This window comes from Bradyrhizobium sp. TM102, assembly GCF_009176685.1.
GTDB lineage: Bacteria > Pseudomonadota > Alphaproteobacteria > Rhizobiales > Xanthobacteraceae > Bradyrhizobium > Bradyrhizobium ottawaense.
Map to the genome: position 1 here is coordinate 2279769 of NZ_AP021855.1, position 24401 is coordinate 2304169.

Annotated in this window: 18 protein-coding genes; all 18 read left to right on the forward strand. The window is 66.0% G+C overall.

Going from position 1 to position 24401, the window contains the following annotated elements; translation table 11 throughout:
* Window positions 1–332: 332 nt before the first annotated feature.
* Window positions 333–1322 carry a 16S rRNA (cytosine(1402)-N(4))-methyltransferase RsmH gene (gene rsmH / locus GDN70_RS10755; RefSeq protein WP_173015781.1) on the forward strand — a complete coding sequence of 330 codons (990 nt, stop codon included), beginning with the start codon at window positions 333–335 and terminating at the stop codon, window positions 1320–1322.
* Window positions 1323–1325: 3 nt separating this feature from the next.
* Window positions 1326–1718 (forward strand): hypothetical protein, encoded by a 393-nt coding sequence (locus tag GDN70_RS10760; RefSeq protein ID WP_152102496.1) that lies wholly within the window; start codon window positions 1326–1328, stop codon window positions 1716–1718.
* Window positions 1715–3457: a penicillin-binding protein 2 gene (locus GDN70_RS10765; RefSeq protein ID WP_028145537.1), complete on the forward strand. Its 1743-nt coding sequence runs from the start codon at window positions 1715–1717 to the stop codon at window positions 3455–3457. The genes GDN70_RS10760 and GDN70_RS10765 overlap by 4 nt, the downstream gene beginning before the upstream one ends.
* 84 nt (window positions 3458–3541) lie before the next feature.
* Window positions 3542–5011, forward strand: a complete 1470-nt coding sequence (locus GDN70_RS10770) for a UDP-N-acetylmuramoyl-L-alanyl-D-glutamate--2,6-diaminopimelate ligase (RefSeq protein ID WP_152103681.1) — start codon at window positions 3542–3544, stop codon at window positions 5009–5011.
* A complete protein-coding gene (murF, locus tag GDN70_RS10775) occupies window positions 5008–6387 on the forward strand; it encodes a UDP-N-acetylmuramoyl-tripeptide--D-alanyl-D-alanine ligase (protein ID WP_028145535.1) in 1380 nt (459 codons plus the stop codon). The genes GDN70_RS10770 and murF overlap by 4 nt, the downstream gene beginning before the upstream one ends.
* Before the next feature lie 178 nt (window positions 6388–6565).
* A complete protein-coding gene (mraY, locus tag GDN70_RS10780; RefSeq protein WP_152102497.1) occupies window positions 6566–7669 on the forward strand; it encodes a phospho-N-acetylmuramoyl-pentapeptide-transferase in 1104 nt (367 codons plus the stop codon).
* A 7-nt stretch (window positions 7670–7676) separates the two neighbouring features.
* Complete coding sequence (murD, locus tag GDN70_RS10785; protein WP_152102498.1) at window positions 7677–9074, forward strand: UDP-N-acetylmuramoyl-L-alanine--D-glutamate ligase; 1398 nt, start codon at window positions 7677–7679, stop codon at window positions 9072–9074.
* A 229-nt stretch (window positions 9075–9303) separates the two neighbouring features.
* Entirely contained in the window at window positions 9304–10455 is a 1152-nt protein-coding gene (ftsW, locus tag GDN70_RS10790; RefSeq protein WP_028145532.1) for a putative lipid II flippase FtsW, read from the forward strand.
* A gap of 209 nt (window positions 10456–10664) precedes the next feature.
* Entirely contained in the window at window positions 10665–11765 is a 1101-nt protein-coding gene (gene murG, locus GDN70_RS10795; protein WP_152102499.1) for an undecaprenyldiphospho-muramoylpentapeptide beta-N-acetylglucosaminyltransferase, read from the forward strand.
* A gap of 121 nt (window positions 11766–11886) precedes the next feature.
* Window positions 11887–13290, forward strand: a complete 1404-nt coding sequence (gene murC / locus GDN70_RS10800; protein WP_038947679.1) for a UDP-N-acetylmuramate--L-alanine ligase — start codon at window positions 11887–11889, stop codon at window positions 13288–13290.
* Between the two features lie 210 nt (window positions 13291–13500).
* A complete protein-coding gene (gene murB / locus GDN70_RS10810) occupies window positions 13501–14421 on the forward strand; it encodes a UDP-N-acetylmuramate dehydrogenase (RefSeq protein ID WP_152102501.1) in 921 nt (306 codons plus the stop codon).
* A 132-nt stretch (window positions 14422–14553) separates the two neighbouring features.
* Window positions 14554–15540, forward strand: a complete 987-nt coding sequence (locus tag GDN70_RS10815; protein WP_038947676.1) for a D-alanine--D-alanine ligase — start codon at window positions 14554–14556, stop codon at window positions 15538–15540.
* 349 nt (window positions 15541–15889) lie between these two features.
* Complete coding sequence (locus GDN70_RS10820) at window positions 15890–16912, forward strand: cell division protein FtsQ/DivIB (RefSeq protein WP_038947675.1); 1023 nt, start codon at window positions 15890–15892, stop codon at window positions 16910–16912.
* Window positions 16909–18231 (forward strand): cell division protein FtsA, encoded by a 1323-nt coding sequence (gene ftsA, locus GDN70_RS10825; protein WP_028145526.1) that lies wholly within the window; start codon window positions 16909–16911, stop codon window positions 18229–18231. Before GDN70_RS10820 ends, ftsA begins: the two co-directional genes overlap by 4 nt.
* 87 nt (window positions 18232–18318) lie before the next feature.
* Window positions 18319–20118, forward strand: a complete 1800-nt coding sequence (ftsZ, locus tag GDN70_RS10830) for a cell division protein FtsZ (protein ID WP_028145525.1) — start codon at window positions 18319–18321, stop codon at window positions 20116–20118.
* Window positions 20119–20481: 363 nt separating this feature from the next.
* Window positions 20482–21444 (forward strand): UDP-3-O-acyl-N-acetylglucosamine deacetylase, encoded by a 963-nt coding sequence (gene lpxC, locus GDN70_RS10835; protein WP_028145524.1) that lies wholly within the window; start codon window positions 20482–20484, stop codon window positions 21442–21444.
* Between the two features lie 245 nt (window positions 21445–21689).
* A complete protein-coding gene (locus GDN70_RS10840; RefSeq protein WP_028145523.1) occupies window positions 21690–22580 on the forward strand; it encodes an outer membrane protein assembly factor BamD in 891 nt (296 codons plus the stop codon).
* Window positions 22581–22593: 13 nt separating this feature from the next.
* Window positions 22594–24264 carry a DNA repair protein RecN gene (gene recN, locus GDN70_RS10845; RefSeq protein ID WP_038971245.1) on the forward strand — a complete coding sequence of 557 codons (1671 nt, stop codon included), beginning with the start codon at window positions 22594–22596 and terminating at the stop codon, window positions 24262–24264.
* The last annotated feature ends 137 nt before the right edge of the window (window positions 24265–24401 follow it).

Here is a 24401-nt window from a genome sequence, read left to right on the forward strand (position 1 = left end):
AAGTGTGTGGATGAAGCATCACCGCCTCACCAGCTTTTCGACTTGTCACGAGCCGAGCAACGCTTTCTTAACGCTAAGGGCCGTTACTGAGGGATGAAGAGCCGACCCGCGTCCGGAGGCGGCCAAAGCGTATTTTGGCTCGAAATCCCATGGCTGCCCGACAAATTCCGCTGGGAACACTGGGTTTGCCGCCCGGGACGACCGGGCTTGGTAACCATGCTGGACGGTGCGGTCGTGGAACCGCCGCGATACGGAGTCATTCGAGGCGTCATGGGCTTGTTCGTCCCCAATCTCGCTTGGACGTCAGGCTGGGCCTCCAGCAGGTCTGGCGCATGAGCTCGGCTCCGCACATTCCCGTTCTTGGCCGTGAGGCCATCGCCCATCTCGCCCCGCGCGATGGCGGTATCTACGTCGATGCCACCTTCGGCGCCGGCGGCTATAGCCGCGCCATCCTCGACGTGCCGGGAACCCGGCTCATCGCCATTGACCGCGACCGCACCGCAGTCGCGGGCGGTGCGGAACTGGTCGAACGTTCCGCGGGCCGGTTGACGCTGGTCGAGGACCGATTCTCCAACCTCGGTGAGGTCTGCGCGGCGCAGGGCGTCGAGGCCGTGGACGGCGTCGTGATGGATGTCGGGGTGTCCTCGATGCAGCTCGACCAGGCCGGCCGCGGTTTCTCTTTCCGCCTCGACGGTCCGCTCGACATGCGGATGGGGCAGGCGGGGCCGACCGCCGCCGACGTCGTTGCCCGCGCTTCGGAAGGCGATCTCGCCAACATCATCTATCTCCTCGGCGAGGAGCGGCATTCGCGCCGCGTCGCCCGCGCCATCGTCGCGGACCGTCAGGAGGCGCCGTTCACGACCACGCGCGCGCTCGCCGACCTCATCGGCAGGGTGGTGCGCTCGAAGCCCGGCGATATTCATCCGGCGACGCGGACATTCCAGGCCCTGCGCATCTTCGTCAATGAAGAGCTCGAGGAACTGCAGACCGCGCTCGCTGCGGCCGAGCGCGTGCTCAAGCCGGGCGGACGCCTCGTCGTGGTCTCCTTCCATTCGCTGGAAGACCGCATCGTCAAGAATTTCCTCTCCGAGCGTTCGAAAACCGGCGGCGGCTCGCGGCACCTGCCGGAGGTGGCGCAAGTTCCGCCGAGCTTCCAGCTTCTGACGCGGCGGCCCGTAGTCGCCGGTGAGGACGAAGTCGCGCATAACCCGCGCGCGCGTTCCGCAAAGCTTCGCGCCGCCGAGCGCACCTCGGCGCCCGCGCATGACGATGGCGAGCCATCGTCCTGGCCAAAACTCTCCGACGTGATGAGGGGAGGCTAGCGCATGCGCATCATCCACCTCTTCGTCATCGGCGCGCTGATCTTCGCGGCGGCCTATGTCTACAGGATCAAGATGGACTCCACGGCGCGCACCGAGAGGGTGCTGCGGCTGCATGCGGAGATCCGCGAGCAGCGCGACGCGATCGCTTCGCTGCGATCCGAATGGGCAAAGCTCGATGCGCCCCACCGATTGCAGGGCCTGTCCGACCGGCATCTGCAGCTCAAGCCGGTCAACGGCACGCAATATGATTCGCTGAAGAACCTGCCGGAGCGTCCGCCGCGGATGTTCAGGCCTGGCGAGCCCGATCCGATCGGAGCCATGCTCAACACCATCGAAGCCGCGAGCGATCCCGACAATGTGACGGGCTCCGTGCCTCGGCCCGAGGACAAGCAATGAGCGCTGCGACTCCGGCCAAACCTACGGAACCCTGGCGCCAGCGGCTGATCCGCAGCCTGCTCTACGGGCGCAATGTCGACCGCGCCGCGAAGGCGCGCGCGCGGGTTGGTCTCGCCATGCTCGCCTTCGCCTCGGTCTACGCCCTGATCGGCGGCCGGCTCGTGATGTTCGCCATCGGCGCCGATGCCCACGGCGCGCGCCGCGCCGCGGCGCAGGAGGTGGTGGCAACCGCACGGCCCGACATCGTCGACCGCAACGGCGCAATCCTCGCCACCGACGTCAAGGCGGCGAGCCTGTTCGGCGAGCCGCGCCGTATCATCGACAAGGACGAGGCGATCGAGCTGCTCACGGCGACCGTGCCCGATCTTGACGAGGCCGAGGTGCGCGAGCGCCTGAGGACGCGTAAGGGCTTCGTCTGGCTCAAGCGCGAGGTCACGGCCAAGCAGCAGCAGGCGATTCACAAGCTCGGCATTCCCGGCATCGGCTTCCTGCGCGAGAACAAGCGCGTCTATCCGACCGGCAACGAGGTCGCCCACCTCATCGGTCTGGTCAACATCGACAACCAGGGCATCGCCGGCATGGAGAAGTGGCTCGACAATCAGGGCCTCGCCGATCTCCACCGTGCCGGCTTTGCCACCGACCGGCTGCAGAAGCCGATCGAGCTCTCGATCGATCTGCGCGTCGAGCACGCGCTGCGCGACGAGCTGTTGAAGGCCAAGGAGAAGTACCACACCAAGGCCGCCTCCGGCATCGTCTCCAACGTCAAGACCGGCGAGATCGTGGCAATGGTCTCGCTTCCGGATTTCGATCCCAACAATCCGAAGGAAGCGCACGACCCCGACCGCATCAATCGCCTGACCACCGGCGTTTACGAGATGGGCTCGACCTTCAAGGCGTTCACGCTGGCGATGGCGCTCGATTCCGGCAAGATCAATCTGAACACGTCGTGGGATGCCCGTGGAAACCTGCACTATGGCAAGTTCACCATCCACGACAGCCATCCGCTCGGGCGTTTCATCAACACCAAGGAAGTGTTCACCTTCTCGTCCAACATCGGCGCCGCGCGGATCGCGCTCGGCCAGGGTGTCGAGGCCCACAAGGCGTTCCTCGCCAAGATGGGCCAGCTGACGCGGCTGCGCACCGAGCTGCCGGAGAGCGCGGCTCCGCTGATCCCGCGCCGCTGGGGTGAGCTGAACACGGTCACCATCGCGTTCGGCCAGGGCATGTCGGTGGCGCCACTGCAGGCGGTGATGGGCATCAACGCGCTGGTGAACGGCGGCTATCTGATTCCGCCGACCTTCATGAAGCGCAGCGAATCCGAAGCAGCGGCGATGGCCAAGCGCGTGATCAAGACGGAGACCAGCGACAAGATGCGGTTCCTGATGCGGCTCAACGCCGAAATCGGCACCGCCAAGACCGCTGACGTCAAGGGCTACTATGTCGGCGGCAAGACCGGCACGTCCGAAAAGGTCATCAACGGCCGCTATGCCAAGAAGCGCGTGCTCAACTCCTTCACCGCCATCATGCCTTGCGACGATCCGAAATATCAGATCCTGATCATGCTGGACGAGCCGCAGGCGATTCCTGAAACGAAGGGCTTCATCACCTCGGGCTGGAACACGGTGCCGACCGGCGGCAAGGTGATCGAGCGGATCGCGCCGCTTCTGGGCGTCGAGCCGCGGTTCGACCTGCCGCCTGCGGAGCGCCTTATTCTTGCAGCATCCAGGACAACCCAGTAATCAACGGGGTAGGCCTTCGCCGCGGCTGAGTCGGGATTTTCCGTGGGATTCGGCTTTCCGGCAGGGCATGTCGACTGGAAGACCATGAAGCTGCGCGACCTCTTAGGCCAAGATCTGTCAGGCAATGCCGCGATCGAGCCCGCTATCGCCGCGCTCGAGGTGACCGGGCTCGCGCTCGACAGCCGCGTCGTCAAGCCGGGCGATCTCTTCTTCGCACTCGCCGGCAGCAAGACCGACGGCGCGCGCTTCGTCGATGCCGCGGTCGCCGCAGGCGCCGTCGCTGTCGTGGGTGATCATGCGTCCGACGGTGGCAAGGTGCCGTTCATCAGCGTTGCCAATCCACGCCGCGCGCTGGCGCTGGCCGCGGCGAGTTTCTTTCCCGCCCAGCCGGCGACCATCGCGGCCGTGACCGGCACCAGCGGCAAGACCTCGGTCGCCGCGTTCACGCGCCAGATCTGGGAGCGACTGGGGCATGCCTCAGCCAGCATCGGCACCATCGGCCTCGTCTCGCCCAAGCGCACGGTCTACGGCTCGCTGACGACGCCGGATCCAATCGCGCTGCACCGACAGATCGATGAGATCGCGCGCGAGGGCGTGACGCATCTCGCTTTCGAAGCGTCCTCGCACGGGCTCGATCAGTATCGCCTCGACGGCGTACGCGTCTCCGCCGGCGGTTTCACCAATCTCTCGCGCGACCACATGGACTACCATCCGACCGTTGCGCATTACCTCGCGGCGAAACTCCGCCTGTTCCGCGAACTGGTGTCGCCCGATGGCGCCGCGGTGATCTCGGCCGATCATGATTGCTCGGCGGAAGCGATCGATGCCGCGAAGTCGCGCGGCCTGCGCGTGATGGCGGTCGGTCGCAACGGCGACGGGGCCGGCGAGGGCATTCGTCTCACTGAGGCCGTGGTCGAGGGCTTCTCGCAAAAGCTGACGCTCGAACATCGCGGCAAGCGCTATGCGATCCGGCTGCCTCTGGTCGGCGAATTCCAGATCGAGAACGCGCTGGTATCGGCCGGACTTGCGATCGGTACCGGCAGCGATGCCGCCAACGTGTTCGCAAGCCTGGAGCGTCTCGAAGGCGCCAAGGGACGGCTCGAGCGCGTCGGCGAGCGCAACGGTGCGCCGATCTTCGTCGACTACGCGCACAAGCCCGATGCGCTGGCGAAGGCGCTGCAGGCGCTGCGGCCCTATGCGAAACGAAAGCTGGTCGTCGTGTTCGGCGCCGGAGGCGATCGCGATGCCGGCAAACGTCCGATCATGGGCGAGATCGCGGCCGAGAACGCCGACGGAATCATCATCACCGACGACAATCCGCGCAGCGAGAAGCCCGAAACCATTCGCGCCGAAATCCTCGCAACCGCAAAGGGCGCCCGCGAGATCGGCGACCGTGCCGCGGCAATCCGAACCGCGATCGAGGAACTCCAGGAAGGCGATGCCCTGCTCGTCGCCGGCAAGGGCCACGAGACCGGGCAGATCGTCGGCGGAGAGGTTTTGCCCTTCAGTGATCACGAGGCGGTCGCCGCCGCATTAGCGTCGAGGGTTGCATGAGCGCGCCGATATGGACAGTTGCCGACGTCGCGCGCGCGCTGGGCGCTGCCGGTTCGTTCCCGGACACGCCGATCGACTTCGTCACCCAGGACAGCCGGCTGGTGAAGCCGGGCAGCCTGTTCGTCGCGCTGAGCGGCACGCCGAGCGGCGGCTTCATCTCGGCCTTCGCCAGCGCGCGCGACGGTTGGGAGTTCGCGGACAAGGCAGAAGCTTCCGGCGCGGTCGCGATGATCGTGCCGCACGAGATCGCGGGCATCCGCATTCCGCAGATCGTCGTCAAGGACACGCTGATCGACGGCCTCTGGGGCCTCGCGCGCGCCGCTCGCGCCCGCTTCCGCGGGCCTGTGATCGGGCTGACCGGCAGCGCGGGCAAGACGAGCACCAAGGAATTTCTGGCGGCCTATCCGAACGCCTATGCCAGTCCGTCCAGCTTCAACAATTTTTGGGGCGTGCCGCTGACGCTGTGCAATGCCAGACCCGATGCAAGTCTCTGGGTCGTCGAGATGGGCATGAACCAGCAAGGCGAGATCGCGCGGCTCAGCGAACTGACGCGGCCCACCGTCGCACTCGTCGTCAATGTCCAGCCCGTGCATCTGGAGAAGCTCGGCTCGCTCGAAGCCATCCGCCGCGAGAAGGTGTCGATCGCGCTCGGCCTGCCCGAGGACGGGGTGCTGGTGCTGCCGGCCGGGCTAAAGGCATCCGAATGGAAGGGCAAGGTGGTGCGCTTTGGCGAACATGCCGAGGTGCATGAGGTCACGCACGCGCCGCATGGCGAGAGCTGGCAGGTCGTGGCCATGATCGGCAAGAAGCAGATCGCCTTCAGCCTGACGCCGGGCGCGCCGCACCGCGTGCAGAATGCGCTGGCCGCGCTCGCCGCCATCCGCGCCGCGAGTCTCGATGCGGCGACGCTGGCGATCAAGCTCGATCGGGTTGGCATCATGACTGGCCGCGGCGTCGAGCAGGCGGTCGGCGGTATCACCGTGATCGACGACAGTTTCAACGGCAATCCGGCCAGCGTGGCCGCTGCGCTGCAAAGCCTCCAGGCGCGCAATGTGACCGGCGGCCGCCGCGTTGCCGTGCTCGGTGACATGCTGGAGCTGGGCGATGATGCACCAGGCTATCACACCGGCCTTGCCAAGCATCTCGACGGTATTGACGGAATCTACTGCGTCGGCCCCCTGATGCGCCACCTCTACGATGTGCTCCCGGCCGGCAAGGGCCTCGGCTGGCACGGCGATCCCGCCACGCTGAAGCCGAGTGAGGTCGCGAACCTGCTGAAGGCAGGCGACGTCGTGGTTGTCAAGGGCAGCAAGAAGATGTTCTGGGTCAACAAGTTTGTGCCGGGCCTGGTGGCCGCCTTGCAGGCAAAGGCGTAAACTGCTTGGAAGGCGCCGTTCCCGAATCCCACCCTTTGCGGCGCGAAGCCGTCCGGTTTCCCGGAGGTCGCGACCCATGATGAAGACCAGCGAATGCGCGTGAGGCACGTTGAGGCCAAGGTAAAGACCAAGATCAAGGCCGAGACCGCGTGTGCAAAGGCGCCATAGGACCGTCTGAATGTTTTACTGGCTGATCGAGCTCTCCAACACATTTCCGGGCTTCGGTGCCGTTCGCACCTTCCTGAACGTCTTCCGCTACATCACCTTCCGTACCGGCGGCGCCGTCGTCACCGGCGCGCTGTTCGTGTTCCTGTTCGGGCCCTGGATCATCGATCACTTGCGCATCCGTCAGGGCAAGGGTCAGCCGATCCGGATCGACGGTCCGCAATCGCACCTCGCCAAGAAGGGCACGCCCACCATGGGCGGGCTGATGATCCTGTCCGGCCTCACGGTCGGCACCGTGCTGTGGGCCAATCCGCTCAATCCCTACGTCTGGATCGTGCTGGCGGTGACGCTCGGCTTCGGCTTCGTCGGCTTCTATGACGATTACCTCAAGGTGACCAAGCAGACCACGACCGGGTTCGGCAGCAAGCTTCGCCTGCTGATCGAGGCGGCGATCGCGCTGGTGGCCTGCTATGCGCTGGTGCGGCTGAACCGCGATCCCGCATCGACCGCGCTGACGATTCCGTTCCTCAAGGACACCGTGCTGCATTTCGGCTGGTTCTTCGTCATATTCGGCGCCTTCGTCATCGTCGGCTCCGGCAACGCGGTGAACCTCACCGACGGGCTCGACGGCCTCGCCATCGTTCCCGTGATGATCGCGACAGCGAGCTTCGCGATGATCGCCTATCTCGCCGGCAACGCAGTGTTCGCCGAATATCTGCAGATCAAATATGTCGCCGGCACCGGCGAGCTCGCGGTGCTCTGCGGTGCACTGCTGGGCGCCGGCCTCGGCTTCCTCTGGTTCAATGCGCCGCCGGCCTCGATCTTCATGGGCGACACCGGCTCGCTCGCGCTCGGCGGCATGCTCGGCGCCATCGCGGTCGCGGTGAAGCACGAGATCGTGCTGGCGGTGATCGGTGGCCTGTTCGTGCTGGAGGCGGTCTCCGTCATCGTGCAGGTGGTCTCGTTCAAGCTGACGGGCAAACGCATCTTCCGGATGGCGCCGATCCATCACCATTTCGAGCAGCTCGGCTGGACCGAGCCGCAGATCGTGATCCGCTTCTGGATCATCTCGGTGATGCTGGCGCTGGCCGGTCTCTCCACGCTGAAGCTGCGGTGATCGATCGATGATCCCCGTCACGTCCTTTGCCGGCAAGACGGTCGCGGTGTTCGGTCTCGGCGGCTCGGGGCTCGCCTCCTGCCACGCGCTGAAGGCCGGCGGCGCCGAGGTGATCGCCGCCGACGACAACGCCGAGAACGTCGCCAAGGCCGCGCAGGCCGGCTTCATCACCGCAGATTTGCGCAACGTGTCCTGGGCGAATTTCGCAGCCCTGGTGCTCGCGCCCGGCGTGCCGCTGACCCATCCGGTACCGCACTGGAGCGTGCTGAAGGCACGCGAATCAGGCGTTGAGGTGATCGGCGACATCGAGCTGTTCTGCCGCGAGCGGCGACGCCATGCGCCGGATGCGCCGTTCGTCGCGATCACCGGCACCAATGGCAAGTCGACCACGACGGCGCTGATCGCGCACCTCACGAAAGTCGCCGGCTACGATACCCAGATGGGCGGCAATATCGGCACCGCGATCCTGTCGCTGGAGCCGCCGCGCATGGGCCGCGTTCACGTCATCGAGATGTCGTCCTACCAGATCGACCTCACGCCCTCGCTCGATCCCTCCGTCGGCATCCTGCTCAATGTCAGCGAGGACCACATCGATCGCCACGGCACCATCGCGCACTACGCTGCGGTGAAGGAGCGCCTCGTTTCGGGCGTACAGGCAGGCGGCACCGCGATCGTCGGCGTCGACGACGGCTTCTGCCGCGACATCGCCGACCGGCTCGACCGCGCCGGCAAGACCGTCGTGCGGATCTCCGTCAAGAACCCGCTGGCTTCAGGCATCCATGTCGAGCACGGCAATATCGTGCGCACCGCGGGCGGCGCCCGCAGCGAGATCGCAAAGCTCGGCGGCATCGGTTCGCTGCGCGGCCAGCACAATGCGCAGAACGCGGCTTGCGCGGCCGCAGCTGCGCTGGCGATGGGCATCAGCCAGGACGTGCTGCAGAATGGCTTGCGCAGCTTTCCGGGCCTTGCGCACCGCATGGAGCAGGTCGGCCGCCGCGGCAGCGTGCTGTTCGTCAACGATTCCAAGGGCACCAATGCGGATGCCACGGCGCACGCGCTGTCGTCTTTCGCTGACATCTTCTGGATCGCCGGCGGCAAGCCCAAGGCCGGTGGCATCACTGGCCTGACCGGCTTTTTCCCGCGCATCCGAAAAGCCTATCTGATCGGCGAGGCCGCGCAGGAGTTTTCGGGAACGCTGGGCCCAGTCGCGCACGAAATCAGCCAGACGCTTGACGTCGCCGTCGAGCACGCCGCGCGCGATGCGGAAGCCTCGGGGCTCGCTGATGCCGTCGTGCTGCTCTCGCCCGCCTGCGCCTCCTTCGACCAGTACCGCAACTTCGAAATCCGCGGCAGCAAGTTCCGCGAACTGGTGCATGCGCTGCCGGGCGTGAAGCCGGTGGTGTAGCGAGTTCTCGTGTCCCGGACGCGCGTAGCGCGAGCCGGGACCCAGAAGCTGCTAGGCCTCCGGCTCTGCAGCGCACCGCAATAGCGTGTCGAAGACGCGCGTAAACGCGCTTATGGCGCTGCGCTGCGTCCGGGGCACGAGACTGTGCACAACTTCATCCACTTCCTTAACCCCCCGGTAACCAACCTCGGCGACCAATGGACGGACCTCTGTCCGAAAGCGGCCGCCCATGCTCTCCCGTGAAGAACGCACCCCCTTTTCCGAGTGGTGGTGGACCGTCGACAAGCCGCTGATGGGCGCCATCCTGGCGCTGATGCTGACCGGGGTGATCCTGTCGCTGGCGGCGAGCCCGCCGGTTGCGACCCGTATCGGGCTTGATCCCTTCCACTTCTTCAGCCGCCACGTGATGTTCCTTCTCCCGTCCTGCCTGGTGCTGCTCGGGGTCTCCTTCCTGTCGCCGCGCGCGATCCGCCGCTCGGCGCTGATCATCTTCGCGGCCAGCATCATCCTGATCGTGCTGACACTCGCGATCGGGCCCGAAGTGAAGGGCTCGCGGCGCTGGATCACGCTGCTCGGCGTCAACATCCAAGCCTCTGAAATCGCAAAGCCGTCGTTCGTCGTCATCGCCGCCTGGTTGTTCGCGGAATCGACCAAGCGCCCGGAGATGCCCGCGACCTCGATGGCGCTGGTGCTTCTCATGATGCTGGTCGCGCTGCTGGTGATGGAACCGGATTTCGGCCAGACCATGCTGATCCTGATGGTGTGGGGCTCGCTGTTCTTCATCGCGGGCATGCGCATGATCTGGGTGTTCGGCCTCGCGGGTCTCGGTGCGGCCGGTCTGTTCAGCGCCTATTTGTTCGTCCCGCATGTCGCGGGCCGCATCAAGCGCTTCATGAACCCGGCCTCGGGCGACACCTTCCAGGTCGATACCGCCATGGAAGCCTTCTACAACGGCGGCTGGTTCGGGCTCGGACCGGGCGAGGGCATCGCCAAGCGCAGCCTGCCGGACAGTCACACCGACTTCGTGTTCGCGGTCGCGGCCGAAGAGTTCGGCATCATCCTGTGCCTGGCGATGCTGACGCTGTTCGCCTTCGTCGTCATCCGCACGCTGTCGCGCGCCTATGCCAATGAGGACATGTTCTCGCGCTTCGCGGCTTCCGGCCTTGCCATCCTGTTCGGCGTGCAGGCGGCGATCAATATGTCGGTGAACCTCCAACTGATCCCCGCCAAGGGCATGACGCTGCCGTTTATCTCCTATGGCGGCTCCTCGATCGTGTCGCTCGCCTATGGCGTCGGCATGATGCTGGCGCTGACGCGCCTGCGCCCACGCACCGAGGTCGAGGCCAGCGGCCACGCCGACGCGATGCGGAGTTACGCCTGACCGCTCTCGTGTCCCGGACCAGCTCCGCGAAGCGGAGCGCAGAGCCGGGACCCAGAATGCCGCACCAATCGGCCCCGGTTCAGCAGCGCACCACGCTGAACTAGACGATGCTTCGCATCGCCAGGAGCGCGCTGCGCGGTGCCCCGGGGCACGAACACCTTCGTAGCCGGCTCGCAATGACGGAAGACTCCCGGTAAAACTCCCCCACCATGAACAATTCCCCCCTGATTCTTCTCGCCGCGGGCGGCACTGGCGGCCATCTGTTTCCGGCCGAGGCACTCGGCGTCGAATTGATCCGGCGTGGCTTTCGCGTCCGGCTCGTCACGGATGAACGCGCGCTGCGTTACAGCGGGCTGTTCACCAAGGACATGATCGACGTTGTCGCGAGCGAGACCGCGCGGGGCCGCAATCCGCTGCAGCTTGCCTATGCCGGCCTCACGCTCGCTGCCGGCACGCTGTCTGCCTACGCCCTGATCAAGCGCTTGAAGCCCGTCGCCGTCGTCGGTTTTGGCGGCTATCCGACGCTGCCGCCGCTGGTCGCTGCGAAATTCGCCGGCGTGCCCGGCATCATCCACGACGCCAACGCCGTGCTCGGCCGCGCCAACCGGTTCCTCTCGAGCCGCGTGCGCGCGATCGCGACGTCATTGCCCGGCGTGCTTGACCGCGATCCGGCACTCTCCGGCAAGACCACGACGGTCGGCACGCCGATGCGGCCGGCGGTGCTTGCCGCGGCTGCCGTGCCTTACGCCGCGCCCGAGGTGAACGGCCCGCTGCGCCTGCTCGTCGTCGGCGGCAGCCAGGGCGCGCGCATTATGGCCGACATCGTGCCCGGCGCGATCGAGCGGCTCGAGCCTGCGCTGTGGGGCCGTATTGTCCTCACCCAGCAGGTGCGGGACGAGGACATGGCGCGTGTGCGCGCCGTTTACGACAAGCTCAAGATCAAGGTCGAGCTGGCGCCGTTCTTCACCGATTTGCCGGCACGGCTTGCCTCCAATCATCTCGTGGTATCGCGCTCCGGCGCCGGGACAGTGGCAGAGCTCGCGGCGATCGGCCGGCCCTCGATCCTGGTGCCGCTGCCTGGCTCGATCGACCAGGACCAGTTCGCCAATGCCGGCGTGCTGGTCAAGGTGGATGGCGCGATCCGCATCCCGCAGGCCGAGTTCAGCTCCGACCGGCTGGCCTCCGAAATCTCCGCCTTCGCCGCCGAGCCCGCGCGCCTTGCCGCCATGGCGCAGGCCGCCCGCGGCGCCGGCCGGCTCGACGCCGCCGAGCGACTGGCCGATCTGGTGGTCAAAGTCGCGGGAATCTGACGCGAAAAAGCCCTTGTCTTCGCCTTCTAAAGCGGGGCATCCAGTAAGAACGGCGCGGCTGATTTGGCCGTGACCTTCGCCAGATACCGCCGTTTCAGGCGGCGAGGTCAGGGAACAGAGCATGAGACTGCCGCGCGAGATCGGACCCATCCACTTCGTCGGGATCGGCGGAATCGGCATGAGCGGGATCGCCGAGGTGCTGGTCAATCTCGGTTATGCCGTGCAGGGCTCGGACGCCTCCGACAATTACAATCTCGATCGTCTGCGCAAGAAGGGCGCAAAGGTCTCGGTCGGCCACAGGGCCGAGAATGTCGATGGCGCCGAGGTCGTCGTGGTCTCGACCGCGATCAAGCGTGACAATCCGGAACTGATGGCGGCGCGCGAGCGGCGCATTCCCGTGGTGCGCCGCGCCGAGATGCTGGCCGAGCTGATGCGGCTGAAGAGCTGCGTCGCGATCGCCGGCACCCACGGCAAGACCACGACGACCACGATGGTCGCAACGCTGCTCGACGCCGGCGGTCTCGATCCCACCGTCATCAACGGCGGCATCATCAATGCCTATGGCTCCAATGCGCGCCTTGGCGCGGGCGACTGGATGGTGGTGGAAGCCGACGAGAGCGACGGCACGTTCCTGAAGCTGCCGACGGATGTCGCGATCGTCACCAATGTCGACCCCGAGCATCTCGATCACTTCAGGACCTTCGAGGCCGTGCAGGACGCGTTCCGCCATTTCGTCGAGAACCTGCCGTTCTACGGCTTCGCCGTGATGTGCATCGATCACCCGGTCGTGCAGAGTCTCGTTGGCAAGATCGAGGACCGCCGCATCGTCACGTACGGCGAAAATCCGCAGGCCGATGTGCGGCTGGTCGATCTGACCCCGATGGGCGGCGGATCGAAATTCAAGGTCGCGTTCCGCGATCGCAAGACCGGCGCCGTGCACGAGATCGCCGACCTCATGCTGCCGATGCCGGGACGCCACAACGCCTCCAACGCGACGGCCGCGATTGCGGTCGCGCGTGAGCTCGGCGTGTCCGACGAAGCGATCCGCAAGGCGATCGCCGGCTTCGGCGGCGTCAAGCGCCGCTTCACCAAGACCGGCGAATGGAACGGCGTCACCGTGATCGACGATTACGGTCATCACCCCGTGGAAATCGCGGCGGTGCTGAGGGCGGCGCGCGATTCCTTCACTGGCAAGATCATCGCCGTGGTGCAGCCGCATCGCTACACCCGCCTGCAATCGTTGTTCGAGGAATTCTGCACCTGCTTCAACGATGCCGATGCGGTTGTCGTCGCCGACGTCTATGCCGCCGGCGAAGCGCCGATCGACGGCATCGACCGCGATCATTTCGTGACGGGCCTGCGCGCGCATGGCCATCGCGAGGTGATTCCACTGCCGGCATCCTCCGAGCTCGCGGGCATCGTCAAGGGATTGGCGAAGTCCGGCGATCTCGTCGTGTGCTTAGGGGCCGGCAACATCACGCAATGGGCGTATGCGCTGCCGGACCAACTGAAGGCGCTGGGATAGGGCGTTGATTTTGATTTCACTATTCACCACGGAGCACGCTGCGCTCCCTCCCCCCTTGCGGAGGAGGGCGGGGGAGAGGGGTGGCCCCGGGCGAGCTCTGAGTTCGTGGCTACCCCCCTCCCTGACCTCGAGAGCGAGCTTCGCTCGCCTCGGACCCCACAAGGGGGGAGGGAACGGAGAGATTGTGCCTTCTTCACTTGAGGAAGTGGCATGAGCTTTCCCGACATCACGCCCGAGCTCAAAGCCGCGATGCCGGAGCTGCGCGGGCGGCTGCTGGCCAACCAGTCGCTGGCCGAGCTGACCTGGTTTCGCGTCGGCGGCCCTGCCCAGGTGCTGTTCACGCCGGCGGATGAGGACGATCTCGCTTACTTCCTCGCGCATCTTGCGCCCGACATTCCCGTCTACGTCGTCGGTGTCGGCTCCAATCTGATCGTGCGCGACGGCGGCATTGCGGGCGTCGTGATCCGGCTGGCGCCGCGCGCCTTCGGCGAGGCCAGCGCCAGCGGCGATATCGTCACTGCCGGTGCTGCCACGCTCGACAAGCGCGTGGCGGAGGTGGCCGCGTCGGCCAATATCGGCGGGCTCGAATTCTACTTCGGCATTCCCGGCACGATCGGCGGCGCGCTGCGCATGAATGCCGGCGCCAATGGCGGTGAGACCAAGGACGTGCTGGTCGAAGCGCGCGGCGTCGGTCGCGACGGCAGCAAGCACACCTTCTCCAATGCCGACATGAAGTTCGTCTACCGCAACAGCGGCGTCGATCCCTCCATCATCTTCACCTCCGGGCGGTTTCGCGGCGAGATCAAGGATGCCGATGCGATCCGCGCGCGCATGGCGGAGGTGCAGACGCATCGCGAGACCGCACAGCCGATCCGCGAAAAGACCGGCGGCTCGACCTTCAAGAACCCGCCCGGCCATTCCGCCTGGAAGCTGGTCGATGCCGCCGGCTGCCGCGGCTTGCGCGTCGGCGGCGCGCAGGTCTCCGAGATGCACTGCAATTTCCTGATCAACACGGGCGATGCCACCGCACACGACATCGAGACGCTGGGCGAGACCGTGCGCGAACGCGTGAAGGCAAATTCCGGAATTGAGCTACACTGGGAAATCAAGCGGATCGGGGTTTCCGTGTGAGTGTCATTCCGGGGCGCGACGCAGTCGCGAGCCCGGAATCCATAACCCCGGCTCGTGGTTATGGATTCCGGGCCTGCGCCTTACGGCGCATCCCGGAATGACGACGACTGGCTAGGATAGGTAACAAAAGACATGCGCATCACCATCCTCTTCGGCGGCTCCAACCGCGAGCGTCTGGTTTCGGTCGCCTCGGCCCAGGCCCTGCATCAGGCATTGCCCGAGGCCGATCTGTGGTGGTGGGATGTCGAGGACAAGGTGCATGTGGTGCAGTCGAAGCAACTGCTCGAACATGCCCGCCCCTTCGAGGACGAGTTCAAGCCCGGAACGCGCGGCATCCCGCTGGAGCAGGCACTCGACCGGGCGAAGGCGGAAGGTCGCGTCCTGGTGCTCGGCCTGCATGGCGGGCGCGCCGAGAACGGCGAATTGCAGGTGATGTGCGAAGCGCGCGGCGTGCCTTTCACCGGCTCTGGCTCGGCCTCCTCGCATCTGGCCTTCGACAAGATCGCGGCCAAGCATTTCGCCGCGCTTGGCGGCGTGACGTCACCGGCAAACATAGCGCTCGACGAGATCGACGAGGCATTTGCCGAATACGGCAGGCTGATCGCAAAGCCGGCGCGCGACGGATCGAGCTACGGCCTAATCTTCGTCAACGCCAAGCAGGATCTCGTCGCCGTCCGCAACGCGGCCAAGCACGAAGAGTACGTCATCGAGCCCTACATCGCCGGCGTCGAGGCGACCTGCGGCGTGCTGGAGCGCACCGATGGTTCGATCATGTCGCTGCCGCCGATCGAGATCATTCCGGGCGAGGGCAATTTCGATTACGCTGCAAAATATCTCCTGAAGTCGACCCAGGAGATCTGCCCCGGTCGTTTCGCACCCGAGATCACCGCGGCGCTGAAGGCCCAGGCGATGCTGGCGCACCGCGCGATGTCCTGCGCCGGCTATTCCCGGTCGGACTTCATCGTCTCGGACAAGGGCCTCATCTATCTCGAGACCAACACGCTGCCCGGGCTGACCAAGTCCTCGCTCTACCCCAAGGCGCTGAAAGCCGAGGGCATCGAATTCGTCGACTTCCTGCGCGGCCTGGTGGAGCTCGCCGGGCAGCGCGTGCCGAAATAATTAGGACTGGTTAACGGCCGAATCGGCGAAACGGGCCGGTTTGGGGTCCAAAACCGGTAAAATGCCGGACATCACGGCATAAATGCCTCACATCGCGGGGCAAAATGCGCCGGACGTTAACGAACTTTACCTTTTGTTTACCAGGACGTCCGAAGGTTAACGCTGGCGGCGCATATGGCGCTTTGGCTGCCGGCGCGTGAGCTCTCGGGGGTGACGTCACCTCCAGCGAACGCTTTGAAGGGGAGAGGCTTCTTCTGCTGAAGACCAGCACCCGGCCCGGCACGTCGAAGACGTCATGTTCGCCAGGATCCGCGCGATGTCGCGGGCAAACTGTTGACGAGCTCGTGCAATGGATGGAGCAGGAAGCCTCACCCGGTCGCTTTTCAGATCGCTGAGGCCCCAAGCCGACCTGAAGGCGGCCGCTGTCGGAGCGGTCGTGCTTCTGCGCGAGTGGCTGCAGGACAAGCGCCAGCAAAGACTTCACGCCGCGCGTGCTGCCGCCAAGATCAAGGCCAAGGCCATCGTCGAGCGTGAGCCGCCGCCGCGCGTGGTCGCGCTGATCGAGCGCTATCTGCCGCGCCGGGTCGGGATCAGCATGACCGTGCTGCTGCTCATCGGAAGCTGCGGTTTCGGCATCGTCAAGGGCGGCCATCTCCAGGATTTCATCACCGCGGTCAGCGATGCCCGCAACGCGCTGGCCAATTCCGCGGGCTTCCGCATCACCTCCGTCGTGATCAATGGCCGCAAGCAGCTCACCCAGGACGAGATCCTGGCGATCGGCGGCGTCAGCGGCCGTTCCTCGCTGCTGTTCCTCGATGCTGACGCGGTGCGCGACAAGCTCAAGGGCAATCCGTGGATCGCCGATGCGACCGTGCTGAAGCTCTATCCGGGCCAGCTGATGATCGAGCTCACCGAGCGCAAGCCATTCGCGCTGTGGCAGGAGGCCGGCCGGCTCTCGGTGATCGCCGATGACGGCGCCGTGCTCGAACCCTATGTCTCGCGCCGCTTCCTGTCGCTGCCGCTCGTGGTCGGCAAGGGCGCCGAGAGCCAGGCCCGCGATTTCCTCGCGCTGCTGGCGCGCTATCCGCAGGTCAACTCGATCACCAAGGCCGCGATCTTCGTCGGCGAGCGGCGCTGGAACCTGAGGCTCAAGGACGGTCTCGACATCCGCCTGCCCGAGCAGGACGTCGGCAACGCGCTGGCGATGCTGTCCAAGCTCGACAAGGAGGACAGGCTGTTCTCGCGCGACATCGTCGCCGTCGACATGCGCCTGCCTGATCGTCTGGTGGTGCAGCTGTCCGAGGACGCCGCCAAGGCGCGCGAGGAGCTGTTCAAGGACAAGAAGAAAAAGAAGGCCGGGGACGCCGCATGACCGGTCTCGATCGCACCCAGACGCCGAAGACGCGCCCGATGCCGCACAAGCGCGGCGGCCTCGTCGCCTGTCTCGACATCGGCACCAGCAAGATCGCCTGCATGATCGCGCGGCTGAAGCCGTCACCGCCGAGCGAGGCGCTGCGCGGCCGCACCCATGCGGTGGAACTGATCGGTTACAGCCAGATCCAGTCGCGCGGCATGAAGGCCGGGGCGGTGATCGACCTTACCGAATGCGAGCAGGCCGTGCGCCAGGCCGTCGCGCTCGCGGAGAAAATGGCCAAGGTGCGGGTCGAGTCCGTGCTGCTCTCGGTCTCCGGCGGCCGGCTTTCCGGCCAACTGGTCGAGGCCGCCGCCGACATCCGTGGTGGCGCCGTGACGCAGGCCGATGTCAGCCGCGTCACCTCGACCGGCATGCGTCACGCCACCGGCGAAGGCCGCACCGTGCTGCACGCGCTGCCGGTCGGCTACACGCTCGACGGCGTCAAGGGTATCCGCGACGCCCGCGGCATGGTCGCCCATCAATTCGGCGTCGACATGAACGTCGTCACCTGCGACGCCACCGTGGCGCGGAACCTGATGCTGGCGGTCGAACGCTGCCACATCAATGTCGAAGCCATGGCGGCGAGCCCATATGTCGCCGGATTGTCGGTGCTGACCGACGACGAGGCCGATCTCGGCGCAGCGGTCGTCGAGATGGGCGCCGGCACCACAACGATTGCCGTTTATTCGGGCGGCCGTTTCGTGCATGCGGCGGGTTTTGCGGTCGGCGGGCAACACATCACGATGGATCTGGCGCGGGGACTCTCCGCGACCATTGCCGATGCCGAGCGAATCAAGACGTTATACGGGACCGTCATCACCGGCGGATCGGACTCGCGTGAGCTGATGTCTGTGCCGACAGCCGGTGACGAGCAGGATCTGCCGCAGATCGTCTCTCGCGCCACCATCGCCAACATCGTCAAGCACCGTGCCGAGGAAGTCTTCGAAATGGTTCGGGACAAGCTGAAGGATTCGCCCTTCGCCTCAGAGCCCAACGGCCGGGTCGTACTCTCGGGCGGCGCCTCGCAGCTGACCGGCCTCGTCGAACTCGGCACCCAGATTCTCGGCCGGCCCGTGCGGGTCGGACGTCCGCTCGGCTTCGGCCGGCTGCCCAACGAGGCGAAGAACGCCGCGTTCGCGGTGCCCGCCGGACTCCTCGTCTACCCGCAATATGTTCACCACGAACATGTCGAACCGCGGCATACGCGGCAGCAGGTCAGGACAGGGACCGGCGGTTATTTCGGAAAGGTCGGACGATGGCTACGCGAGGGCTTCTGATGATTCATTTCCGCAATTCCCGACTTTCACCAACTCCCGCGGCCGCCGGCCGGGGCGAACCCACGCGCACGTGATCGAGAGGCAAACATGACCATCAGCATCAACGTTCCTGATATTCACGAGTTGAAGCCCCGGATCACCGTGTTCGGCGTCGGCGGCGCCGGTGGCAACGCCGTCAACAACATGATCACGGCGGGCCTCCAGGGCGTCGACTTCGTGGTCGCCAACACCGACGCGCAGGCGCTGACGATGTCGAAGGCGCAGCGCATCGTGCAGATGGGCACGGCGGTCACGCAAGGCCTCGGCGCCGGCTCGCAGCCGAACGTCGGCGCGGCGGCGGCGGAAGAGGTGATCGACGAGCTGCGCGATCATCTCTCGGGCGCCAACATGGTGTTCGTCACCGCGGGCATGGGCGGCGGCACCGGTACCGGTGCAGCTCCCGTGATCGCCAAGACCGCGCGCGATATGGGCATCCTCACCGTCGGCGTCGTGACCAAGCCCTTCCACTTCGAGGGCGGCCGCCGCATGCGCACGGCGGAAGCCGGCATCAACGAGCTTCACAAGGTCGTGGATACGCTGCTGATCATCCCGAACCAGAACCTGTTCCGGGTCGCCAACGAGAAGACCACCTTCGCCGACGCCTTCGCGATGGCCGACCAGGTGCTGTACTCGGGCGTTGCCTGCATCACCGACCTGATGGTCAAGGAAGGCCTGATCAACCTCGACTTCGCCGATGTGAGGGCGGTGATGAGGGAAATGGGCAAGGCGATGATGGGCACCGGCGAAGCCTCCGGCGACAAGCGGGCGCTGACCGCCGCCGAAGCCGCGATCGCCAACCCGCTGATCGACGATAGCTCGATGAAGGGTGCCAAGGGCCTCCTCATCTCCATCACCGGCGGCAAGGACCTCACCCTGTTCGAGGTCGACGAAGCCGCGACCCGTATCCGCGAGGAAGTCGACCAGGACGCCAACATCATCGTCGGCGCCACCTTCGACGAAGCGCTCGACGGCCTGATCCGCGTCTCCGTCGTTGCCACCGGCATCGAGCAGGCCGCGATCGCCCGCAACAGCCAGGCGACCTCCGCCCCGGTTGCGAACGCGGCGCCGCAGGCGCAGCAGGCGCCCGCAGTTCCGGCCGTCGCCGCCGAGAGCCGTCTTGCCGACCTGACCGCGCGGCTCCGCGCCGACAATCAGCGTATGGCTGAGCGCGCCCAGAAGCTGGAAGGCCAGATTCCGGCCGCAGCCCCGGTCGCTGCCGCGCCGATGGCGCCCCGTCCGAATGTCGAGCGCGCCGCGCTGGCCGCCATCGCCGCCGCCGTTGCGGAGGTCCCGCAGGCGCCCGCGCCGATGCAGACCTATGGTGACGTCACCGTGCGCCCGATCGCGCAGAAGCCGACGCTGTTTCCGGAGCCCGACATGGCCCCGGTCGCGATGCAGGAGCCGATGACGCCGGAAAACTTCATCCCGCCACAGGCCGAGCGTGCGCCGGTCCGTGCGCCGCGTATGCCGCGCCTCGATGAGCTGCCGATGCCGGCCCAGGCCGAGATTCGCCAGGCCCGCGGCGAGGTCGAGGAGGAGACTCCGCAGAAGACCCGCCTGTCGCTGCTGCAGCGCCTCGCCAATGTCGGCCTCGGCCGTCGCGACGAGGAAAGCGAGCCGCCGGTCGCGGCCCGCACCGCCGGTCCCGCGATGCCGCCGCTGCCCGAGCGCCGGCAGCAGAAGACCGTGGCGCAGCAGATCGCGTCGAGCGAGCCGGTATCCGAGTATGCCCGCCGTCCCGCGCCGCAGGGGCTGGACATGCACGGCCGTCCGGCGCCTGTTGCGCCGGCGCCACAGGGCGACGACCATCTTGATATCCCGGCCTTCCTGCGGCGGCAGGCGACCTGAGGATTGTTACAATAAGGCAGACGAAAAAAGGTCCCGGCAACAAGCTTGCCGGGACCTTTCCTTTTGTCCCGTGCATATCCGGATTGCGCAGACAAGCAACTGATTTTAAATAATTAATTACGTGTTTGGGTGTTCAGTCAAACTGCCGGAAGCGACCCGAAACCTCGGCGCAATTTGGTTAAGCCTTGGCGCGAATACGGCAGGTTTGGGGTAACAATCGGTAAAAAAGCGTGAGTTGGCGCTGTTTGAGGCAGTGACTATGGTTTGCCGTGACTTGGGGATACGGATTCGCAGGAGCTCGGCACTGGCCGGCCAAGTGGGTCTCGTATAAGTCGCAGTGGGTCGTAGTGGGGCGGGTTCCTGATGAAATTTAGCCGGCAAACAACGCTTCGTGCGCAAGCCTCCGTGGCAGGCGTGGGCGTTCATTCCGGTCTTCCCGTCACTCTCACCCTTGGGCCTGCGCCTGTCGACGCGGGTTTTATTTTTGTCCGCACCGGCCTCGAGGGAAGTGATCGCGAAGTTCAGGCGACCGCCGAGCAGGTGATCGCGACCGACTTCGCTACCGTCCTCGGCGATCGCAACGGTCCGCTGGTGTCCACCGCCGAGCACGTGCTTGCTGCACTGCGGGGTATGGGTGTCGACAACGCCACCATCGAGATCGACGGTCCCGAAGTGCCGATCATGGACGGCAGCGCGGCGGCCTTCATTGCGGCGATCGACCAGGCCGGCATCGTTACCCAGCCGGCACAGCGCCGCTTCATTCAGGTTTTGAAGCCGATCTCGGTCAAGATCGGCGACTCCTTCGGCGAGATCAGGCCCTTTGCCAACGGGTTCTGCGTCGAGGTCGAGATCGATTTCACCAATCCTGTCATCGGCCAGCAGAGCTACGCCTTCGACCTCAATCCGGAGCGTTTCCGCCGCGAAGTCGGCCGGGCCCGGACCTTCGGTCTGATGAGCGACGTCGCGCGGCTTTGGAGCGCGGGCTATGCCCTCGGCGCTTCCTTCGACAACACCGTCGTGTTCGACGACGAGCGGCTGCTCAACACCGAGGGCCTGCGCTACGCCGACGAATGCGCCCGCCACAAGGTGCTGGACGTGATCGGCGACCTGTCGCTGGCCGGCCTGCCGCTGCTTGGCGCCTATCGCTCGGTGCGTGGCGGCCACAAGCTCAACCACGCTGTCCTGACCGCGCTGCTCGCCGACCGTACCGCCTGGCGGGTGGTCGAGGGCGAGGCGGCCCGCCGCACCACGCGTCCTGTGGGCGAGGTCGGTCGCGGTATCGTCGGCGGCCGGATCGCTGCGGCCTACGGGCCGGACGTGTCTTGAGCAGAGTTGTTGCCGCCGGCCTCAGGCAGCGGCTTACCCCGGGAAACTCCTGGTAACCATGATCGGCTAGGATTGCGGCACGTTCGCCTTAATCCGGGCGGAATGCCCGCCTATCCGGTTGGTTAAAGATCGCTTTTCGGATACATCGGCGTGGTCGCATGGCAGGCACCACGGTTACATTTCGCGCCCATGACGGGGTTCATGGGCTGGCGGCACCGCATCACAGGGCGTCAGGGCTTAAACTCATGTCGGCACAGCGTACGACGCGCGGATATTTCTCGGTCTCGTCGCGGGCCCGTGGGCTGCTGCAGGCCGTGACCTTCATGTTGCTCGCGCTGCCGCTGGCCGGCTGCGGCACCGGCTCGCTCTGGGACAAGTTCACCGCCAAGGACGACACCTTCGTCGAGGAGCCCGCCGACAAGATCTACAATGAGGGCCTGTACCTCATGAACGAGAAGAAGGACATGAAGGCGGCGAACAAGAAGTTCGAAGAGGTCGACCGCCAGCATCCTTATTCCGACTGGGCCCGCAAATCGCTGCTGATGTCGGCTTATGCGTCCTACCAGGGCGGCGACTTCGACGGCTGCATCGGCGCCGCCACCCGCTATGTCACACTGCATCCCGGCAGCCCGGATGCGGCCTATGCGCAATATCTGATCGCTGCTTCCCATTACGACCAGATTCCGGACATCAGCCGCGACCAGGCCCGCACCGAGAAGGCGATCGCCGCCCTCGAAGAGGTGGTGCGCAAATATCCGAACTCGGAATACGCCACGTCCGCCAAGGCCAAGATCGAGGGTGCGCGCGACCAGCTTGCCGGCAAGGAAATGAATGTCGGCCGCTATTACGCGCAGAAGCGCGACTACACGGCGGCGATCAACCGCTACAAGACCGTCGTCACGCAGTACCAGACCACCCGCCATGTCGAGGAAGCGCTGTTCCGGCTGACCGAGGCCTATATGGCGATCGGCATCGTCGGGGAGGCGCAGACCGCGGCGGCCGTGCTTGGGCACAATTTTCCTGACAGCCGCTGGTACAAGGACGCCTATAATCTTGTAAAATCCGGCGGTCTCGAACCGAGCGAGAATCAGGGGTCTTGGATCAGCCGGACCTTCAAGAAGATGGGTCTCGGCTAGGAAATTTGGTTCCATGCTGGCGCGTCTGTCGATCCGTGACATCGTCCTGATCGAACGGCTCGATATCGAATTCGCCACCGGCCTCGCGGTTTTGACCGGCGAAACCGGTGCGGGCAAATCCATCCTGCTCGATGCCTTTGCGCTCGCACTCGGCGGCCGCGGCGACGCCGGCCTCGTGCGCCACGGCGTGGAGCAGGGGCAGGTGACCGCCGTGTTCGATGTCCCCAAGAATCACCCCGCGACGAAGATCCTTGCCGAGAACGGCCTGGATGACACCGGCGAGATGATCTTGCGCCGCGTGCAGCTCGCCGACGGCCGCACCCGGGCCTTCATCAACGACCAGTCGATCAGCGTGCAGACCCTGAAGGCGGTCGGCGCCGCCCTGGTCGAGATCCACGGCCAGCATGACGAGCGCGCGCTGGTCGACGCCGCCACCCACCGCCGCCTGCTCGACGCGTTCGCCGGCCTGGAGAAGGACGTTGCCGCGGTCGAATCGCTCTGGGACGCACGCCGGACTGCCAATACCGCGCTGGAGGAGCATCGCGCCGGCATGGAGCGCGCCGCGCGCGAGGCCGACTATCTACGCCACGCCTCCGCCGAGCTGAAGCAGCTCGCGCCCAAGGACGGCGAGGAGACCTCGCTCGCCAACCGCCGCACCACCATGATGCAGGGCGAGAAGATCGCCTCCGATTTGCGCGAGGCGCAGGAGGCTGTCGGTGGCCACCATTCGCCGGTCTCGACGCTGTCGGCGGCGGTACGCCGACTGGAACGCCGCGGCGTCAATTCGCCGGCGCTGGTCGAGCCCGCCGTGAAGGCGATCGACATGGCGATCAACGCGCTGGAGGAAGCCGACCAGCATCTGCAGGCGGCACTCGCGGCGACCGATTTCGATCCGGCCGAGCTCGAACGTATCGAGGAGCGCCTGTTCGCGCTGAGGGCCGCCTCGCGCAAATATTCGACGCCGGTCGACGGGCTCGCCGCGCTGGCCGCCAAATATGCCGCCGACGTCGTGCTGATCGATGCCGGCGCCTCGCGGCTGAAAAAGCTGGAGCAGGCCGCGATCGAGGCAGATAGCCGCTATGCCGCCGCCGCCAAGAAACTGTCGCTGGTGCGGCAGAAATCGGCGGAAAAGCTCAACAAGGCGGTCAACGCCGAGCTGGCGCCGCTCAAGCTCGAACGCGCAAAGTTCATGACCCAGGTCGCGACCGATGAGGCAGCTCCGGGACCGCAAGGCTTCGACCGCGTCGAGTTCTGGGTGCAGACCAATCCGGGCACCAAGCCGGGACCGATGATGAAGGTTGCCTCGGGCGGCGAGCTGTCGCGCTTCCTGCTGGCGCTCAAGGTCGTGCTGTCCGACCGCGGCTCGGCGCCGACGCTGGTGTTCGACGAAATCGACACCGGCGTGGGCGGTGCGGTCGCCGACGCCATCGGTGGGCGCCTGGCGCGGCTTGCCGGCAAGGTGCAGGTGATGGCCGTGACCCACGCCCCGCAGGTCGCCGCCCGCGCCGACCAGCACCTCCTGATCTCCAAGGACGCCCTCGACAAGGGCAAGCGCGTCGCCACCCGGGTCAATGCGCTGGCCGCCGACCACCGCCGCGAGGAAATCGCCCGCATGCTGGCCGGCGCCGAGATCACGGCCGAGGCGAGGGCGGCGGCCGAGAGGCTGCTCAAGGCGGCAAGTTAGACCTCGTGTCCCGGACGCGCATAGCGCGAGCCGGGACCCAGAATGCCGCCGCATGGGCCCCGGCTCTGCAGTGCACCGCTGAAGAAGCGCAGCACTGCGTCCGGGGAACAAGTCCTCCGCCCATCTTTACCCTTCCG

Coding starts and splice junctions, on each gene's coding strand:
- rsmH (WP_173015781.1), top strand. CDS start 333: ATGAGCTCGGCTCCGCACATTCCCGTTCTTGGCCGTGAGGCCATCGCC.
- GDN70_RS10760 (WP_152102496.1), top strand. CDS start 1,326: ATGCGCATCATCCACCTCTTCGTCATCGGCGCGCTGATCTTCGCGGCG.
- GDN70_RS10765 (WP_028145537.1), top strand. CDS start 1,715: ATGAGCGCTGCGACTCCGGCCAAACCTACGGAACCCTGGCGCCAGCGG.
- GDN70_RS10770 (WP_152103681.1), top strand. CDS start 3,542: ATGAAGCTGCGCGACCTCTTAGGCCAAGATCTGTCAGGCAATGCCGCG.
- murF (WP_028145535.1), top strand. CDS start 5,008: ATGAGCGCGCCGATATGGACAGTTGCCGACGTCGCGCGCGCGCTGGGC.
- mraY (WP_152102497.1), top strand. CDS start 6,566: ATGTTTTACTGGCTGATCGAGCTCTCCAACACATTTCCGGGCTTCGGT.
- murD (WP_152102498.1), top strand. CDS start 7,677: ATGATCCCCGTCACGTCCTTTGCCGGCAAGACGGTCGCGGTGTTCGGT.
- ftsW (WP_028145532.1), top strand. CDS start 9,304: ATGCTCTCCCGTGAAGAACGCACCCCCTTTTCCGAGTGGTGGTGGACC.
- murG (WP_152102499.1), top strand. CDS start 10,665: ATGAACAATTCCCCCCTGATTCTTCTCGCCGCGGGCGGCACTGGCGGC.
- murC (WP_038947679.1), top strand. CDS start 11,887: ATGAGACTGCCGCGCGAGATCGGACCCATCCACTTCGTCGGGATCGGC.
- murB (WP_152102501.1), top strand. CDS start 13,501: ATGAGCTTTCCCGACATCACGCCCGAGCTCAAAGCCGCGATGCCGGAG.
- GDN70_RS10815 (WP_038947676.1), top strand. CDS start 14,554: ATGCGCATCACCATCCTCTTCGGCGGCTCCAACCGCGAGCGTCTGGTT.
- GDN70_RS10820 (WP_038947675.1), top strand. CDS start 15,890: ATGGATGGAGCAGGAAGCCTCACCCGGTCGCTTTTCAGATCGCTGAGG.
- ftsA (WP_028145526.1), top strand. CDS start 16,909: ATGACCGGTCTCGATCGCACCCAGACGCCGAAGACGCGCCCGATGCCG.
- ftsZ (WP_028145525.1), top strand. CDS start 18,319: ATGACCATCAGCATCAACGTTCCTGATATTCACGAGTTGAAGCCCCGG.
- lpxC (WP_028145524.1), top strand. CDS start 20,482: ATGAAATTTAGCCGGCAAACAACGCTTCGTGCGCAAGCCTCCGTGGCA.
- GDN70_RS10840 (WP_028145523.1), top strand. CDS start 21,690: ATGTCGGCACAGCGTACGACGCGCGGATATTTCTCGGTCTCGTCGCGG.
- recN (WP_038971245.1), top strand. CDS start 22,594: ATGCTGGCGCGTCTGTCGATCCGTGACATCGTCCTGATCGAACGGCTC.